Origin of the sequence: Yeosuana marina, from assembly GCF_011762485.1 — a bacterium.
GTDB lineage: Bacteria > Bacteroidota > Bacteroidia > Flavobacteriales > Flavobacteriaceae > Yeosuana > Yeosuana marina.
In genome coordinates this window covers 68,480-85,796 of the sequence record NZ_JAAKGI010000003.1, presented here as the reverse complement: position 1 = coordinate 85,796, position 17,317 = coordinate 68,480, and the positions used below count along the sequence as shown (strand labels likewise).

Annotated in this window: 14 protein-coding genes; 1 reads left to right on the top strand and 13 read right to left on the bottom strand. The window is 36.4% G+C overall.

The window, feature by feature from the left end; genetic code table 11:
* Positions 1 to 12 precede the first annotated feature (12 nt).
* Entirely contained in the window at positions 13 to 1,602 is a 1,590-nt protein-coding gene (locus tag G5V56_RS05020) for an alkaline phosphatase family protein (protein WP_166962445.1), read from the bottom strand.
* A 264-nt stretch (positions 1,603 to 1,866) separates the two neighbouring features.
* Positions 1,867 to 2,388 (bottom strand): DUF5004 domain-containing protein, encoded by a 522-nt coding sequence (locus tag G5V56_RS05015; RefSeq protein ID WP_166962440.1) that lies wholly within the window; start codon positions 2,386 to 2,388, stop codon positions 1,867 to 1,869.
* A 373-nt stretch (positions 2,389 to 2,761) separates the two neighbouring features.
* Between G5V56_RS05015 and G5V56_RS05010 the strand changes: the two genes are divergently transcribed.
* Complete coding sequence (locus G5V56_RS05010) at positions 2,762 to 3,136, top strand: hypothetical protein (protein WP_166962433.1); 375 nt, start codon at positions 2,762 to 2,764, stop codon at positions 3,134 to 3,136.
* A gap of 100 nt (positions 3,137 to 3,236) precedes the next feature.
* Here G5V56_RS05010 and G5V56_RS05005 read toward each other — a convergent pair whose 3' ends face one another.
* The 11 genes from G5V56_RS05005 to G5V56_RS04950 form a co-directional block, all read right to left on the bottom strand.
* Positions 3,237 to 4,829, bottom strand: a complete 1,593-nt coding sequence (locus tag G5V56_RS05005; RefSeq protein ID WP_166962426.1) for a type IV secretory system conjugative DNA transfer family protein — start codon at positions 4,827 to 4,829, stop codon at positions 3,237 to 3,239.
* 11 nt (positions 4,830 to 4,840) lie between these two features.
* Positions 4,841 to 5,866 carry a MobB family relaxase gene (gene mobB / locus G5V56_RS05000; RefSeq protein ID WP_166962423.1) on the bottom strand — a complete coding sequence of 342 codons (1,026 nt, stop codon included), beginning with the start codon at positions 5,864 to 5,866 and terminating at the stop codon, positions 4,841 to 4,843.
* A gap of 2 nt (positions 5,867 to 5,868) precedes the next feature.
* Positions 5,869 to 6,429, bottom strand: a complete 561-nt coding sequence (locus G5V56_RS18950; protein WP_317166397.1) for a BfmA/BtgA family mobilization protein — start codon at positions 6,427 to 6,429, stop codon at positions 5,869 to 5,871.
* 737 nt (positions 6,430 to 7,166) lie between these two features.
* Positions 7,167 to 7,616 (bottom strand): JAB domain-containing protein, encoded by a 450-nt coding sequence (locus G5V56_RS04985; protein WP_166962420.1) that lies wholly within the window; start codon positions 7,614 to 7,616, stop codon positions 7,167 to 7,169.
* Between the two features lie 76 nt (positions 7,617 to 7,692).
* The gene (locus G5V56_RS04980; protein ID WP_166962416.1) at positions 7,693 to 8,031 is read right to left on the bottom strand and encodes a single-stranded DNA-binding protein; all 339 of its coding nucleotides are present in this window, start codon (positions 8,029 to 8,031) and stop codon (positions 7,693 to 7,695) included.
* 538 nt (positions 8,032 to 8,569) lie between these two features.
* Positions 8,570 to 9,406: a DUF932 domain-containing protein gene (locus G5V56_RS04975; RefSeq protein WP_166962413.1), complete on the bottom strand. Its 837-nt coding sequence runs from the start codon at positions 9,404 to 9,406 to the stop codon at positions 8,570 to 8,572.
* A 519-nt stretch (positions 9,407 to 9,925) separates the two neighbouring features.
* The gene (locus G5V56_RS04970) at positions 9,926 to 10,138 is read right to left on the bottom strand and encodes an amidohydrolase (RefSeq protein WP_166962410.1); all 213 of its coding nucleotides are present in this window, start codon (positions 10,136 to 10,138) and stop codon (positions 9,926 to 9,928) included.
* 310 nt (positions 10,139 to 10,448) lie between these two features.
* Positions 10,449 to 11,924, bottom strand: a complete 1,476-nt coding sequence (locus G5V56_RS04965; protein WP_166962407.1) for a SusD/RagB family nutrient-binding outer membrane lipoprotein — start codon at positions 11,922 to 11,924, stop codon at positions 10,449 to 10,451.
* An 11-nt stretch (positions 11,925 to 11,935) separates the two neighbouring features.
* Positions 11,936 to 15,058 carry a SusC/RagA family TonB-linked outer membrane protein gene (locus G5V56_RS04960; protein ID WP_166962404.1) on the bottom strand — a complete coding sequence of 1,041 codons (3,123 nt, stop codon included), beginning with the start codon at positions 15,056 to 15,058 and terminating at the stop codon, positions 11,936 to 11,938.
* A gap of 238 nt (positions 15,059 to 15,296) precedes the next feature.
* Positions 15,297 to 16,328 carry a helix-turn-helix domain-containing protein gene (locus G5V56_RS04955; RefSeq protein WP_166962401.1) on the bottom strand — a complete coding sequence of 344 codons (1,032 nt, stop codon included), beginning with the start codon at positions 16,326 to 16,328 and terminating at the stop codon, positions 15,297 to 15,299.
* 68 nt (positions 16,329 to 16,396) lie between these two features.
* On the bottom strand, positions 16,397 to 17,290 hold the full coding sequence (locus G5V56_RS04950) for an IS982 family transposase (protein WP_166962398.1): 894 nt from the start codon (positions 17,288 to 17,290) through the stop codon (positions 16,397 to 16,399).
* Between the last annotated feature and the right edge of the window lie 27 nt (positions 17,291 to 17,317).

The window sequence follows — 17,317 nt, the reverse complement described above, 5'->3', positions numbered from 1 at the left end:
CTTGTTATTTCTTTAGTTTAAAAATTGTTTGATCCTGTTTAGATGTTTAACGGCTTCTCCCACGGTATGAATCTCTTTAACCTCATCCATAGTCATAGCGTCTTGTTGAAACCCTGCATTCTGTTGAGCAACATAACTAGCACCCAATAAAATAGAGCGTTGTAAATCATTCAAGGGTTCTTGGTCATAAGCCGCATCCTCTACCTTAGGAATAGCAGGAGGGGCTATATAGGGAAGATCTCGTTTGGCGTCTGAAAACAAGCTACTGGAATTAAAGGACGGTGCCTTCTTATCCCGTTCGGTCAAGCCTTGCATGCCCCAACGTTCACACATGGTCTTAATAAACGAGGTATGCTCAAAGGTCTCATTGATGATGGTGTTTTTTTGAATCCACGGAGAAACCATGACCATAGGCACTCGCACTCCCAAACGGTTGAACCCGAAATCCTTCTGCCCTTTTTTAGTTCCAGAGTCATGGCATGGATATGCGCTTGTAGGATCCACACAAGGCGGTGGTACATGGTCAAAACAACCCCCATGTTCATCATAGGTGATAATCAACAAGGTATTATCGGCATAGGCACTGGTTCGAATCGTATTATAGAGATCCTGAATTAATGCCTCGCCTAACAACACGGTGCCTACTTTGGTACGACCATCTACAAAATGCGATCCAGAAGATGATGGATGTTGGTCATTATGCTGCTCATAGAATTTAGGTTCAATAAAGGCATATTGGGGAAGGGCTCCATTTTGAATATCCTCTTTAAATCGTTTTAGGTTTTTACCTGTCCTAACCACGTGTTCATCTTTAAAAAGCCCGTTAACCAAAGCCGTTAAGGACACGATATCTTCTGTGTAGACCGCATGAGAAATATGGTTTTCAGCCATGCGTTGAAACAGATTCTTTTGAGACCATACGTCTTCAATCCACGCTTTTAAGCCTTTCGCTATATCTTTGAAACCACATTCGTCCGTCGGGTTGACCACGTTACCCCCGGAGGTCCCGGCATGCCAAAAGGCTCGGTTACACCAGGTTTGACTTGGGACGGAGCAAAACCAATGATCAAATACCGCAAACTCTTTGGCTAAGGTTGTTAACACCGGAATTTGACTCGGCTTAAAACATTGCATAATCACCTGATACTGGTCGAATGTAGGGTTGTTGAATTTGGTGTCCTTCAAGGCTTCAAGGGTATTGATATAATCTTTAACAAAGCCTTTCATTAAATCGTCCCTTGACGGTAACGGATTGGGAATATTATAAGGAGGTACCATTTTACAAGCCTCTGTTTTCTTATTTCCAGGGCTAATCTCATTAAACAGTTGCGTATTGACATGCTGATACACCTCCCCAGGATCGGGATACGGCTGGTGGTAATCCGCCGCTTGAGAAGGCTCTATAAAGGGATGCTGTTCATAGCCATTAGCATCTGGTGGCACAGGCATCTTGATATTTTGACCTTGAAGCCCTTCAAAAGTTTTTCCTTCTGGAACATGGTCTTCATAGAGATAGCCTAAAAGATTATCAAACGAACGATTTTCAAGCATCAGGACCACGACGTGATCAAATTTAGAAGATAAATTGGTTGGATGATTCATGGTACTAGAGCATTATTAGTTAAACAACATGTTGTTTGCTATTACTAACTACTCGAGAGACCGGGAGAACCTAATTACTTCAGGGAGAGATTTTAAATATAATAAAAAAAATTAGTCATCTGACAAATAGTTGATATTAAATTCGTTAGACTCGCTCTTTTATCAAATCTATGAGTTCAAGGTTTGGAGAGGGGTCCAAAAAAAACCCAGTAACTAGGTACTGGGCTTATCAAAAATACTTTAAAGACGTATTATCGAACTCTATTAATTTGGTGTTTTTTCATAGGTAAATATTACTTTACTTCTAACGGTATGTCCGTCTACATCCACAAACTTATACATCTTTTCAAATGTAAACTCGGTCTTATCCTCATTAAACTCAATGTCGATGGAATTTGTATAACAGTCTGCCACAAAGTTTAAAACACCGGCTGTCAATTTCCAAGTACCATTTAAGGCCACTTTATTAGTACAATTTGTTGCAACATAGCCTTGTTTTAAGGTATAGCCTCTATCATCTTCAAAGGTATAAGCAACATCCTGCTGACATTCTGAAAATTGATCATAGATATCGGTACTAGGATTATCCATAGAGTCATTTGTCAAGTCCACTTCATCCTCTGAGACCATGCTTACAAAACTCCATTCCCCAACAAGCGGCGTTTCTGTTGCATCGAGTGCCCCTGTAAAGTCGTCTGGACAAGACGGACTATTATCGTTACTACATCCAAAAAACAAGAGGCTTGCGGCCATGATTGTTTTTACTAATACAATTGATTTTTTCATATATACTATTTTTTTTAAAATTCATTTAAAAGATGTGAGAACCCACAAAAAGTTGCGTAAAAAATATTCTTTTTTTTATAATCAAATAAAAACCTTTAGTCATTGTTCATAACAGACATGAAGCACATGATAAAACCACCTTAAGCTTTTAAGGTAACGTCCTTTTATGAACAACGGAAAATCGACATCTGAAAAAATAGAGACCAACTAAAATAAACGCGTACCGACAACAGCAATCGATCCGCAAGCCAATAATTTTAAGAAGATGGCATCAATGGAAGCCGCACTTAAACGGATTTATTTTTATAAAATTTCTGATGATAAGATTTTTTATATATTGTACAACCTATTAACCTATTTAGTTTTGGACTGAATGAATGAAAAATTTAAATATCAATTTGATAGTTCACTAGGTATCTTATTCAAATATTATTATGGAATGATTACTATTGACGATATAGAATCATCCTGGGAGTATGCTTTTGAAAATGGTTTAATTCCCAAAGAAACTAAAGGATTCATTTTAGATTATAGACATTCAAATTTTAAGATGAAAATTGAAGAGCATACTGAAATAGTCGCTTTCTATAAAAAAAATCTAGACATATTCGGAGGCTTTAAAATTGCAATCCTAACTGAGGATCCAAAAGATATTGTCTTTCCAATCCTTGTTAAAACTGAAGATGAAGGCTATAGTTCAGCACCTTTTAGTACCCTTGAAGCTGCTATTGCGTGGGTTTTGAGTTAAAAATGAATATAGACCACGCGTAGTTGAATTTAATACCATACTTTTTTTGACCAACCAAAAGTGATTACCCCATACGATTGACAACAGTATCTAACTAAATTTAGCTATACACCTGGAATAGCTGCCTAACCTCAAGATGAATCCGTTCAAAATTCGCCTGTATCTCTGCATCATTATAGCGATGTTTTGGTCGCGGTAATTTTCTTATAATGCTAGGCATTTTAAACTGTACCTTACGATCCTTCCCATCAGCGAAGGAGATAAACTCGCCTTCCTTTAAGCGAAAGAACACATCGGAACGGATCTTACTGACTTCCTTCTCCCCGGTGCTGATCCTGGCATCAAAGTCTAAACTGTTCTGACTCTTGCTGATCGTAGTGGTAGGTCTTTTGACGATCTCAAAAAAGCGTTCATAATACTTGGCAGTGTCCGGGTCGTTGGCCTTTCCAAAGAACTGGTAGGACAGGTTGCTCAAGATGGCACGGCTTGCCTTATCCCCGTACATCATATCATTTTGGGTTTTGTCCTGCATCACATAGACCGTAGCGATATCATAGCTTCGTAAAGTTGCTGGGATGCGGTGCATATTGAGCAGTCTGATGGTGGGTGCTTCTTCAATCAGTAAAAAAGAGGATTCCCGATGCCGGACACTCATTTGCTTGGTGATGGTATGGATGATGGTGGCGACCACTGGGGAATAGGCCGTTTCAAATTTGGGGTTATTGACGATGGAGACCACCGCAGGATTTTTAGGGTTATTGATATCCAAGGGCACTTCATCGGCGGAAAGGGTCATAAAGATACGTTGGGTACTGATTTTCTTGAGAGCATTCGCCAGTGTGCTCATCACCGCTGCCGTTTGGCGTTCAGAATCCCTGCCTGAGATAAAGGCATCTGCCATGGCCTTGGACGTATAATCGGAACTCAGAAAATCAATAAGGCTATCGGTATCCAAATATTGGTAGGTGGCGATCAAATGGGGAAGTGTACAATATGTGGGGTGTGCGGTCTTTAGTTTCCAGATAAGCCCGCCTAACAAGCCTTCCACGGCATCGTTAAAAAACTTGGAGGATCCAAAAGCTATGGATTCCCGTTGTTCCAACAGGTTCTCCAACAGCACCCGGGATACCTCATTGACACTTTCTTCGTCTTCCATATACCTTGAAGCTATGGGATTTACTTTTGAATAGATATCGTCAAAGGAAACGATGTGGAACGGCCGTTTAGATTCCTTAAAAAGCGGAGCTGCCATTTCGGTGATCTCAAAATGCTTGTAATCATGGATAAGACCACAAAATTGGTGCTTCTGGAAATGCCTGAGTATATTGTAGACAACGGATTCGGTCTTGCCACTGCCGGCAGATCCTATAATGGATATCCCCCTACGGATGTTCTGGAGTTTTATGGTGCCATTTTTTACCTTGAGCTTGACGGCATACTTTCTATCTGTTTTGGGTTGCTCCCAAGTTGGATGTATTGTAACGTACAACAGGTTATTGATAAATATGAAAGGCAATAGCCAGTAACCCAATAGTATGATATACTGGTCAGGGTGCATGAGATAAAGCAGATAGCCAATCATCAACAGTAATGCCGTATGGAGGCCATAGGCAAAACGTAGATAGCGAAAGCCCACAGCCATTAAAGCGGTCATAATACCATAGATACTGGTTATTAAAACTGGTGATGTCATAAGTATGTTTATTAAATACCGATGGAGCCTGCATCTTTTGCCACATCGATGGTTCTTTTTAATTGTTTGAAGGCTTTCAGTGCCAATTGGACTTGGTTCGTTGGGATATTAAGGTTGGGAATATGGATTCCCGACTTGCCCATCATCTTAAAGGCGGCGCTTTTTTCGTTCGTTGGCAGTGCCATCAGGTGCGCAAAAAATTTGTAAGTGTCTTTCTTGTACATTTTATGTGCCGTATAACTCTCCACAAAGTTCCGTTCGTATTTGAAGAGTTTATCAAAGGTCTTTTCTGCCTTTTCAAAAAATCCGTCCCTATCGAAGCCCCGTTTTACGGGCTTGCCGTTCAAGGTGGCCTCGGAGGCCTTGTGGGAACTCCCTGGGGACAAGCTGAATGTGTTGGTCATATCCTTACGGCTGACAATGATATGGACATGCGTCTGAAGCCCCTGCTTTTTCATACCCTGTGTGACCATCTTGCCATCCACATGATGTGGGGCTTCTACCCTCAGCTGCTCAATGGTCTTTTGGATGCCTTGGCTATTGCCCTGTAGTTCCCCCGTCCTGATCTTGACCAGGTCATGCTCTAGCTTGGCGATCTGTGCCCTAAAGGGTTGGTTCTCCTTAATTTCCCTATCAAAGCCTTTATAGGTGCGCTCGTACTCGATCTTGGCATAATACTTTATGCTGTCCACCGATACTGGAGTATCCCTGTTAAAGGAACTGGCGTAATCCTTCATGGCTTCACGGACATACTGCCGCAATTTCTCTGGATCATTTCCGATGTGCTTCAGTTCCCGTTGGCTTGGGCTGATGGTCAGGGAATAGAACTTAGGGGCATTTTTTCGGAGTTTGGCGGTATTACCATCGATGTCTTTGACAACATGCTTAGGAGACACATGATCGTTGTATTGGTCAAAAAAATGCTCTTGAATCTCTGGTGCTTTGTCCTTGTTTTCCTTTTCCAAATACGCCACAAAATCGCCAGAACTTTGTGAAAAGGTGGTATCCAGATGCTGTTTGGTAATAGAGATGTACATAATTATCGAGTTTTCATTGTTTCTCTTAGGGATTCCAATTCTTCAATGCTCATGTCCAATTGGATCTTGGGCTTTCCAAAACTGCTTTTTACGATACGTATCTTGGAAAACAGGATGTCATCAAACTGTTGTTTGGTCTCTTTTAAATCCCTCTGGAGGGTGTTCTTTTCTTTTCGGAGCTCGATGGCCTCTAACGAGGTGGTAAAAAAAGGATCTTTGGAGATCTTACGCCCCTTTTTGACCTCCATCAAACGGGGCCGTTTTTGTTTGGCTGGTGTTTTTTCAAACAGCAATTGGAGCATGGCCGTGGTGGGCTTGGTCTGGTTCTTTTCGATATCCTTTATTATAGAGACCAGAGCACTGATCCGTTTTTTGATATTGGTTTCCAAAGTGCGCGCATTAGGGCCAAGGGTCTCCTTTGGGGAAATCTCATTGTAAAGGAAAAAATCCAGCATGGTATCCATAGCCTCTGTATGGGTTTTAAAGAACCTTTTGGAGAACTCCTGGAAACGCTGTGTTGTTTTCTTTTTGAACCGTATGTTACTGAATGTTTTCAATGGCATTCTGTTCCTTCTCTTTGATTTGCCGCAAATTTTTGTCTGTTTATGGGGCTTTCAAGGGCATTTGCCGCAAAAATCGATTTCCAAAATTGGACTATTCAAAATGAAAATGATTTAAACAACTGTCTTTCAGTTGTTTATGTTAATATCTAATAAAGCAACGCTGCGCCAGCACGTTGCCCTCTTGCTTATCCTTTTCGTCCCGCTCGCGGGACAAAATTCCCAACAACCCAACGTAACAATCTATTTAAAGTCTGTTCACATGGGTTGCCTTTTTTATAAGGGATGCATGCCTTATAAATGTATCCATTCAAGTCATAAAATAAAAACGCGTATTAGTCTCAAAACCCGTGGTTTGATAGCAGATTTTATGAAATTTCAAAAAGAGCTCCTTAAGAACGTCAAATGCTTGGTGGGATCTATTGCAAATGGGTGCTATTTTATGTTTTTGCTATTGAAAACAAGAATAAAAAAAGACCCTTGAAAGCTCAAAGGTCTATCATGGTTAATAAAGATTTCAAGATGGTTATATATTAAACACATACTGATAGCTATAGAGATTTTTAAGCGCTTCCTCTTCCAAAAGGGTGTTATAGTCCAAATGGTTTTCTATAGCGTAGGCTTTCAGATCTTGTCCGCAGTACCGCTCCACATCGATCTTTGATAAAGCCAGCAATCGCTTTTGGGTGGCTGTATCGAGATTGGTATAATTCAAATAGATCATGGTTAAAAGCTCTAGATTATAAAATGCACTCATCTGCAAAACTGTAGTAATCACCATTAGGTGTGATGATCAGGTGGTCTAATACCTTCACATCAAAAAAGCTCGCTGCCTTTTTTATTTTCTGTGTCAATTGTTTATCGGCTTCACTAGGCAGTAATTTACCAGAAGGATGGTTATGGGTTAAAATGACGCCCACAGACAAGCTTTTAATAATCACGGCAAATAGAATGCGGATATCAACGAGGGTACCTGAAATAGTTCCGGTCGATACTTGATAGATGCCTTTGACCTTGTTCGCATTGTTTAGCAATAACACTTTAAAGCTTTCCTGTATGGCAATCGTGTCTTGATTCCAGTGCTTAAATATAAGAGCCGCCGCATCCTTAGAACTTTTAATAGCTATCGCTTTGGACGTGCTATTGTTCTCTTGGTAACTAATTTTTATTTCGTTAACTTTATAACTCATTGTAATTTTTATTAAAGGTTATGATGAAAACAAGAGGGTGTTTTATTGAGAGGGAGCACCCTTATCTCTCATCCAATTACTCAGCACCTCCTAGGAGTACTATTTCTCTAATGACGACTTCGGTCACATAGCGTTTGACACCATCCTTATCCTCATACTGTCTTGAGGTCAATTGACCTGCAATGGCCAGTCTCATGCCTTTAAAGACATCCAATTCAATAAAGTCTGCTCGTTTTCCCCAGGCTACTAAGTTGTGCCAATTCGTATCGGTTTGCTTCTCCCCAGCGTTGTTCGTGTAATTCTCATTGGTTGCTAAGGATAGGCGGGCCACTTTGTTACCGTTTTCTAAGTTTGTAATAATTGGCTCCTGTCCTACGTTTCCGATTAACTGTACGTTGTTTTTTAATGTACTCATGATTTAAATATTAAAGATTAATTATAAAGTCCTATCTGAACCTTTCAAATAGGTTTAAAATTGATTTACTTATGATATCCAGAAGCGTTTTCCTTTTTTGATTTGTTTTGGTTCTGCTTCCTTTTTGGATGGTTTGATATGATTTCATAAACTGTGTATTTGATTTACTTCCCATAGAGCCTTCAGCTGTTACCTTTTTTTTGATGCTGGTTGTGGTTCACTATTTAGAATTAACCAAGGACTTATAAAAAGGGAGTTTGCGACCGGCTTTATGCAGTCCGGTTAACTTCTAAATGGTGTTGTTTTGCTACCAAAAAAAAGGTAAGACAGGTGCTGCTCAGGAAGGAAATTAATGGGCCTGTGAAATTTCAAACCAACAGGAAGCAGAACCCATAAATGATGATGAAATTCCTAAATTGATGTGATGTCGCTATATGGTCAATATTCCTGTGTGTGTGTTTAATAAAATGACTAGGGTTTTATTTCAAAACTCCAGTTTAAGCATAGGGACTGGAGTCAACCTTTTTGTATGGTTTATTTAAGTCATGTCATAAATGGTTTCGAACAATAGCTTGTCCAGTTTTTCCTGTTGGTAAAAACTTTTTTTCATGGTGTTATGCAGCACGGCATTAAACGCATTGTATCCCAACCATAGATTAGGTGACTCGTTTAATATCAAGGCTTCGTAGTCCAGTATTTCAATGACTTCTCTGGATTTCTTTGAGGGATTATCATTTTTATCACTGCATTCGTATTTGAACAATTTGGTTATCTCCAGAATATCCTTAACAAAGGTTTCAGTATCGATAATCTCAATGGTCTTCATTGTATTAAATTTATGAACGATGCTATAAAATTCATTGTCCAAGAACTTATGGAACAGTTGATTCAGTTCAGGCATGATCAGTTCCGTACTGTTTTTGGTATGGCGGATTGAAAATCCAATTTCGGTTTGTGCCACATGCAATCCATTGGAACACACTTTTCTATAAAACCCAAAATGACCTGAGGTTTTTTCACTGCCATCATAGGAGTTTTTAAAACGTAGCATTGGTAAAATCAGATCATTATCATTTTTGATGGTAAATTGATTGTCATCTTCAATGATAAAGTCGATGATAAAGGAGCAATCGGCTCTATTAATGGTTCGTTTGTGGTAGTTCAAGTTGGCATTCACCAACATCGCCTCAGCTTCTTTAAAAAACAGTTCATTAGGAATATATCCATAACGTTTTGAAACGACATTCACGATCTTGCCATTGGAGATAATGGCCTGTTCTAATCCTCTTCTGGAATCCATTCCTGTGAGGGTTTGTAATGCTTTCATTTCTGAAGGAACGAAAACATCATCCTGTTGTAAGTTGTTTAAATACATACATCTTGATTTTAAGTTAAACAATATGTAGCACAACCAAACGGAAGACAAAATTTTGGAGCGGAAAGGAAACGGAATATACAGTGAGGAACGAACGGCTTTATGCCGTCCCTTTTCAGATAAACATTTTGCGACGTTTATATTTGGGGAATAGTGTACAAAAAATAACCTCTATCACTTTTAAAGGAACTGTTTCTTTCAAGATATTCTTTAGGCTCAAAAAATATTAAATTGAACTACTGAAAACAGAATCTTTTGAACCACTTAAAAACTCTTTTCATACTAAGCTATTAAAAGAGTTTACAATAATTATTGCTATACTCCCTTTTATCCGCTATGGGTGTTATACTATGCTCGCTCTATCCAGTTACGTATAAGGCGTATATTTCATCAAGATTCATTTTCGAAAAAAGACTGCTATCTACTATGTTTTTTGCACCACAAAGATTACCTCTTCTGGCTGAAATATGAAATATATAGTACTTTTAATTGACTCTTTATTTTTAGCTAATACGTTTGCTATTCCAAGCCCGATTGCCATATGGACATCGCCGCAAATGTGTGTATTCCTTTATTTTTCGATTTATATGATACTTCATCTGAAAAATCATTTTGCAGCGCACCCATTTCAGCCCTCCAAGCAATGTTTTTGCCTTCTTTTCCACCTTTTAAGAATCCAACAACACCATAACCTGCGAAGCCTATTTTTACACTTAATCCTAAATTCAACAAATCTTCTGCAATGATCTTAGAAGTTCTTTTTTCATGTCCTACTTGTTCAGGATATTCATAAAATTTCTTCTAATCTCAACTAAATTATCAAAAATTTCGTTTGTATTCTGTTCAATGTTTTAATGAATGATTTTTTAATCAGATGGTTTAAAACGGATGAAAATGCTCAACCAAAAAATTGATAATATATCTACAGATATTTTATACATTACATGAAAGTGCGGTTAAAATTTAAACTTAAAAAATCAGAAAACCTCTAAATAAACTAAACGTTTATTTAGAGGTTTTTTATTAAACCTTTTAAATAATATTACAAGTCAACCCATACCTTGTCAAATAACATATCGCCACCATCAGGAGCATTAGCATTGGAGTTTAATTCACCAGTAGGATACATATATCTTCTAAATAAGCCTCCTGCAGGCGCTCCTGGAGGAAGTGTTAAATTAGGGATTTCACTCCCTTCAGGGCCTGATCGACGCCAGTTAATCCATCCTTCAAGTGTTCTGTCTTGAAAATCAATCCATTGTTGTATATGAATTTCTTCTTCTGCCTTAACTGCAGACATACCACTTATATCTGGCAAATCACCATTCACATAAGCATCAGCATCAACCTCAGAAATAGAATGATACATAAGTGATTGCTTAACACCTTCTTTATAAAGCGTATTAGCCATAGATATATCAGAAGCTACACCAAGTCCACGAACATAAATCTCGGCTCTTAAAAGTTGTATTTCAGAAGCACTTAAAATTAAATCTGGAGCATCTACTTTCCAAAGATTATCAAGACTTATAGGAGAGGACTTAACATCTCCATTGGGATATAACAATGCCTCAGTAGCCGTATCAACAGATAAAAAATCCCCATCCCTATTGGCATCAAAATATATTGGTATTCTAGGATCAGAACGATCATCCATTAATGTATAACCTATAGTGTTAGCAAAAATCCAAGGATTTACACCACCGGCATAATTTTTAAAAATTTTATTTTTTGGATTTTCTGAATTTGTTTCATCAAAGTAATCTATTTTAAAGTTGTCGACAGGTGACGTAATAAGATTTGAAGAATTAACTAAAGCGCCAATCTCACCAGCTTTACTCGGGTCTTTATCTACCATTGTCATTAAAATCTTTAGCTTCAAAGATGTACCAAATTTTATCCATTTTGCCATGTCGCCTTTATAGAAAGGATCATTACTGGAAATTTTAACTATTGAAGTTACATCAATTTGAGCAAGAGCCTCATCTATCATTACCAACAAGTCATTAAGAACTTGCTCCTGAGGATCAAATACAGGGTTTGTAAATTCTCCTGCTTGCCATGCTTGTCTAAAAGGGACGTCTCCATAAATCATGGTCACTTCAAACATAACGTTTGCAAGTGTAAGTTTAGCCTGAGCTGCCGCATTATTATTTACGGGATCTGCAGCTTCCGCCTGCTGAATTGCAATGTATAAATTATTTCCAGAATTCACAAAATAACCACTCCAAGCGTTTCCTATAGAAAATGGACTAATGTCATACCTATCTTCTCCATAGCCCCAACCTGCGTTACCGCCTGTTGAAAAAGCTTGACTAGCCCAACCGATTGGAAGAAATACATCTCCACCTGTTCTGTTTCCAGTCCATGAATATGCTGCATATCCAAATAAGAAATCTGGATCAATTGAAGTGGCAACATTTGGATCTTTATTTACTTTTAACAAATCTTCGTTACTACAAGAGTACACTGTAAAGAAGATAATGCTTATGAATAAAACTATATTTTTAATTTTCATTTGTAGTATTTTTAAAAGGTTAAATTAACATTAAACCCAACTGATTTAACGGAAGGCACACTTGAAAATTCAACCGTTGCAGCTGGGCCACCAGTACCAAAGAAGTTTACCTCTGGGTCAATATGTGGAACATTATCGTGAATAATCCAAAGATTACGTCCCTCTATTCCAAATCTTAGACTTGTTATCCCTGTTTTTGAAAGCATTTTTGAAGGTACATTATAAAAGAAACTTATTTCACGTAACTTAACATAAGAGGCATCGAAAATATTTCCTTCAGTGTTTGAAGTAGAACTTTGATTTAACCAATAATTTTCCATATCCTCAACAGGTGTTGTGTTTTCTACATAAGAAACAGACCCGTCTGCGTTGTTGATTTGGTTAACTCCAGTATCGATAAAAGTTTCTCCTCTGTTCGCTAAGGTTTCTGATACTAAACCAGCTCCTCTTAGAACAGCAGTTGTGCCTGAGAATAATGTTCCTCCTTGTTTTATGTCTATAAGGAAGCCTAAACCAAAGTTTTTATAGGTAAAAGAGTTGTTAATACCCATAGTCCAGTCTGGTGCAATATTACCTAATCTTTGCGCAGATTGGACTTCTTTTAGTCCCGTTGCTGCATTTATTATAAATTGACCATCTTCATTTCTCCTAAATTTAGTACCGTATAGACCAAATTCTTCACCAGGAGCCGCTTTAATTGTAAGACCAGACCACCCACTTTGTAAATTAAATTCATCTAGACCATCAACTAAACTTTTAACTTTTTGTTTGTTTTGATTAAATACAATACCAAGATCCCATTTAAAAGAGCCCAGGTTATTAATGAAAGGCGATATATTAACATCTAGTTCAATACCTTCATTATTTACAACTCCAGCATTTAATGCTTTCCTGAAGAAACCAGTACTTAAGGGAACATCAATGTTAATTAATTGATCTGAAGTATCAGAATTATAATATGTAAATCCTATTCCAACAATGTTTTTTAACATTTTAAGATCAAGCCCTAATTCAAATTCTTTTTTTCTTTGGGGTTTTAAATTTGCATTAGGCAATGTTCTTGGAGCTTCGAAACCTATAATTCCACCTTGAGGAAGATTATTACTCAGACTATACTGAACAAAATAATCACTAGAAGGCACAAAGCCAAACAACAAACTGTAAGGATCTGCATCTGAACCTACTTCTGCATAACCACCCCTAATTTTACCAAAACTGATAATATCATTTTTTTCCATGAATTCAGTAAAAACAATGGCACCATTAACAGAAGGATAGAAGTAAGAATTATTTGCTTTTGGTAATGTCGAACTCCAGTCATTTCTTCCTGTTAAATTCAAGAAGAAAGTATTTTTATAGTCCAAATTTATATCGGTATAAACTCCGTGTAATTTTCTTCTTGCGCTATAATTTGTTCCATTTAGCTTCTCAGCATTACCTAAATTATACAGACCAGCAACAGTAAGATTGTCTCCTGTAATTGTTGTTCTTTTTAACGCTGTCTGATAAAGGTTATGCCCTAAAATAGCACTAAACGAGATACCTTCACTATTGCTTTTATTATATGCTATATATATATCGTTGTTTATAATCTGGTTATAATAATCCCAATTTGTAAAACTTCCAGCTAACGTGCCAAGACTTCCCTTAGCATAAAGCTTTTGTCTGCTTTCATTATAAAAGTCGGTACCTAATCTCTCTACTAATTTAATGTCTTTTGTTATTTTATATTCTAATTCAACACTAGCTATAAGTCTTTCAACATCAATTGAAAAAGGGTTCTTGTTTAAAACCCAATAAGGGTTATTAGTCCTTTGTGTTAATGGTATTTGATTTCCTGCTTCATCGACGTAGTTGTTTCTTAAGTCGTCAAAAGAAATAGTTCTAGACATACCTAGAATATTGCTTACAATCGCATTTCCGTCATTAGAACCTTGTTGAGTTCTACCAGTAGATTGTGAACTGATATAACTAACATTAGTTCGTGCTGAGAATTTGTCGGTAAAGTTTCTTCCAGCATTTAAAGCAAAATTATTCTTTTTATATTCACTTCCAGGAACAATACCCTTAACATCTGAATTGGTATAAGATAGTCTATAATCTGATTTTGTATCACCACCAGAAATGGCAACAGTATTTATTTTGGTTATACCAGTATCAAAAAAATCTTCAACATTGTTTGGTTTTGCTGTTAAAGTAACCTGGTCTCCTTTGAAATCCACAAAAGTTTGATCAGCTACATCCGAAATTTTTGGTCCCCAACCATTAATACTATTTACATCATAAGTTCCTGCTGTACCTTGAGCATACTCATTTTGATAATCTGGTAATTTTAAAGGAGAATCAAAACGAACTGAAGAATTTAATTCAACCTTAAGTCCACTACCCTTTTTCCCTTTTTTAGTAGTAATGATAATAGCGCCATTTTTGGCTCTAGCTCCATATAATGCACTTGCAGAAGCCCCTTTTAACACAGATATGGTTTCAATATCGTCGGGATTGAGGTCGCCTGCTCTATTACCACCATCTACACCTCCAGCAATATTGTCCTGATTGAATGATTGATTACTGATAGGCATCCCATCAATTACAAAAATTGGTTGGTTGCTTCCAGATAATGAAGTAGCACCTCTAATAATAATAGAAGAACTTCCACCAGGTGTTCCTGATTGTTGAGTGATTTTTAAACCAGAAACTTTTCCAGAAAGCGCATCAAGAGGACTTGCACTTCGTGCACGTGTTAAACTTTCATTGTCAACTTCACCAACGGACACACCAAGACTTCTTTCTTTCTTAGTAATACCCATTGCGGTCACAACAACCTCATCTAATGCTGTGGCATCTTCTTTTAATACAACATCAATTGTATTGGATGCTCCAATAACAACTTCTTTGCTAGCATACCCTACAAAGCTAAACACGAGGGTTTGCCCTTGTTTTGCTAAGATGGCATATTTCCCATCAAAATCTGCCGAAGCACCTGTAGAAGTGCCTTTAACCAAGACTGTTGCTCCTGGTAATGGCAGCGAATTTTCATCTGAAATGATTCCAGATATTGTTTTTTCTTGTGCAAGAGCAATGGTTGAACCAAAGAGCAAAAGCACTAGCATAAAATAGTAGTTTTTTACTTTCATGAATAAAAATTTTTTGAGTTAGTCTATGCTGATTGTTATAAGGAAGGTGACCAAGACATTTTTTAAAGACTAATTCAAAAAATTACTTCACGAGATAAACTAAAGTTTAGTGGAACTTAATAGTTGTTAGTAAAGTTCTTTGCCACCTAACCTTACACAATTGCAAGGCAAAACAAATTAAATTACTCTTGAAAAAGTACAACACCTACATGTGTTTACCTTTTTTTACAAGGTTTTACTAAAGCTTTACTTCCAAGTATTCTGTTAAGTATTTAGAAGGAGTTTGACCGGTATATTTTTTAAATGCTTTATTAAAAGTTACCTTATTATTATAGCCAACTTCAAAGGCAACATCTATTATATTTAGATTTCTAAATTTATCTGATTGAAAAATATTAATAGCTTCTTCTATTCTATGTTTATTAATAAGCTCGAAAAAATTTAAATTAAAATATTCGTTTATTATTTGAGAGGTATTGTTTCTAGTTGTACCTAATTGGGCTGCCAAAGATTCTAAGGAAATTGAACTATCTTTAAATATCTTTTCTTCGTTTAAAAGGTATATTAATTTTTCAGTAAGTTCTTTAATGGCCGTATCTGACAATCCTGAATTAGAATATTTGACTATTGCACTTTTGGTAGGATCAATTATTTTAAAGGTAAATAGCTTTGGATGCATAATTAGCATAAAAGAGACATAGCCAATCATAGCCACTATAGATAGGATATGAATATTACATACAAAATCAACAAAATCAATCACAAAAACACCACTTATTGCCAAGCAATAAAATATATATGATACTGTATAAACTAAATAAATTTTATAAATATTAGCGTTCCAAATTAGCTCTGTCTTTAAAGCATCATGTTTTAAAGTTTTATCTTTATTAATAGAATTTTGTTTCGCTATAAATATTCCATAAATAATTAATGAAATAAATTTTAACAGGACAATAATCAAACCGTAATGCATATTTTGTGTACCTAAACCAAGCATTAACCTAATCTTTTGTGAAGCATCAAGAACATATATTGGTCTGAGAACAAAAAATAGTAATAGAATCGTAGGAAGAAAATGTAATAAGTCCTTTCTTTTAAAAACATATTTGTTCGTTATTCTTTTAAAATAAAAAAACAATAAAGGCCCAATGGCTAAAGACAAAGAAGATGAAATTAAATAGGTGTGCGGAAATCTTAATTGAATATTAGTATCATATAAAACATATTCTATAACAAATACTAATTGCGCAAAAATAAAAAGACTCATTAAAATTTTAATTGCTCTATCAAGGTACCTTTTTACATTTAACACAATTATTAAAAACCTGAGTTCGATTAAAAAATAGCCAACTGATTAGTATGGACTGTTTGATATTTTATTGAAGGTTTTTTAGGCAAAAAGCTGTATGCTACAAGGCCAGCGACAATATTTGAGATAAAGTTTGAGAAGCACCTATGTCTAGAATGTTCAATTTGGCAAATATTTTTTAGTTCATCATTAACTGTTTCTATTACTGAGCGTTTTCTAAGCAGTATTTTATCACTCATAGACATTAAAGAGTTCTTCATGTTGTTTTTAATACTAGTGATTACATGTACACCATCCACGAAAAGCATTTGCATGAGTTCCTTTCCAATATAACCTTTATCGGCAAAAAGTTTTCCAAATATCTTATCAAGAAAACTTTTCTTTTTCAATGGTGTTCTATCATCGACATTTGCCTGTGTGATTGTAAAATTCAAGATTTCCCCTTTATCATTTATAACAATGTGAAGCTTAAAACCATGAAACCATCCCATTGTTGATTTTCCTGTAGTGGCAATGCCCTTAAAGACTTTGTTGTTGGCTATTCGTTTAGATTTACAGACCCTAATTGGTGTAGAATCCACAAAGGAAATACCTGTGCAATCTCCTAAGCAACATGTTTTCAAAAACAAGGTCATGGGCATCAAAGCCTGCTGCATAAGCTCTGTAAATCTGTTATAAGAAACGGTATTTGGAAAATCATCTTTCATATGCTTTTGAACATAAAAAAGGTAGAAATGCTTGAAGGTTCTAAATCCACTTAATTGAAATAAAATGGTAATGGTAATTACCTCACTTGTGCTCATAACTGATGGGCGTTTTGCTGGATTGCCCAACATATGGTTTTCAACCAATTGACTATATTCTTTACAAAACTCATCAACAATACAAAATATTTCAGTAATTTTAGAGTAGATTATCATAGATAGATTTTTAGATTAATAAATTGA

Bases quoted from the DNA above. Each gene is read 5' to 3' on its own strand.
- G5V56_RS05020 (WP_166962445.1), bottom strand. From the start codon at position 1,602: ATGAATCATCCAACCAATTTATCTTCTAAATTTGATCACGTCGTGGTC.
- G5V56_RS05015 (WP_166962440.1), bottom strand. From the start codon at position 2,388: ATGAAAAAATCAATTGTATTAGTAAAAACAATCATGGCCGCAAGCCTC.
- G5V56_RS05010 (WP_166962433.1), top strand. From the start codon at position 2,762: ATGAATGAAAAATTTAAATATCAATTTGATAGTTCACTAGGTATCTTA.
- G5V56_RS05005 (WP_166962426.1), bottom strand. From the start codon at position 4,829: ATGACATCACCAGTTTTAATAACCAGTATCTATGGTATTATGACCGCT.
- mobB (WP_166962423.1), bottom strand. From the start codon at position 5,866: ATGTACATCTCTATTACCAAACAGCATCTGGATACCACCTTTTCACAA.
- G5V56_RS18950 (WP_317166397.1), bottom strand. From the start codon at position 6,429: ATGCCATTGAAAACATTCAGTAACATACGGTTCAAAAAGAAAACAACA.
- G5V56_RS04985 (WP_166962420.1), bottom strand. From the start codon at position 7,616: ATGAGTTATAAAGTTAACGAAATAAAAATTAGTTACCAAGAGAACAAT.
- G5V56_RS04980 (WP_166962416.1), bottom strand. From the start codon at position 8,031: ATGAGTACATTAAAAAACAACGTACAGTTAATCGGAAACGTAGGACAG.
- G5V56_RS04975 (WP_166962413.1), bottom strand. From the start codon at position 9,406: ATGTATTTAAACAACTTACAACAGGATGATGTTTTCGTTCCTTCAGAA.
- G5V56_RS04965 (WP_166962407.1), bottom strand. From the start codon at position 11,924: ATGAAAATTAAAAATATAGTTTTATTCATAAGCATTATCTTCTTTACA.
- G5V56_RS04960 (WP_166962404.1), bottom strand. From the start codon at position 15,058: ATGAAAGTAAAAAACTACTATTTTATGCTAGTGCTTTTGCTCTTTGGT.
- G5V56_RS04955 (WP_166962401.1), bottom strand. From the start codon at position 16,328: ATGAGTCTTTTTATTTTTGCGCAATTAGTATTTGTTATAGAATATGTT.
- G5V56_RS04950 (WP_166962398.1), bottom strand. From the start codon at position 17,290: ATGATAATCTACTCTAAAATTACTGAAATATTTTGTATTGTTGATGAG.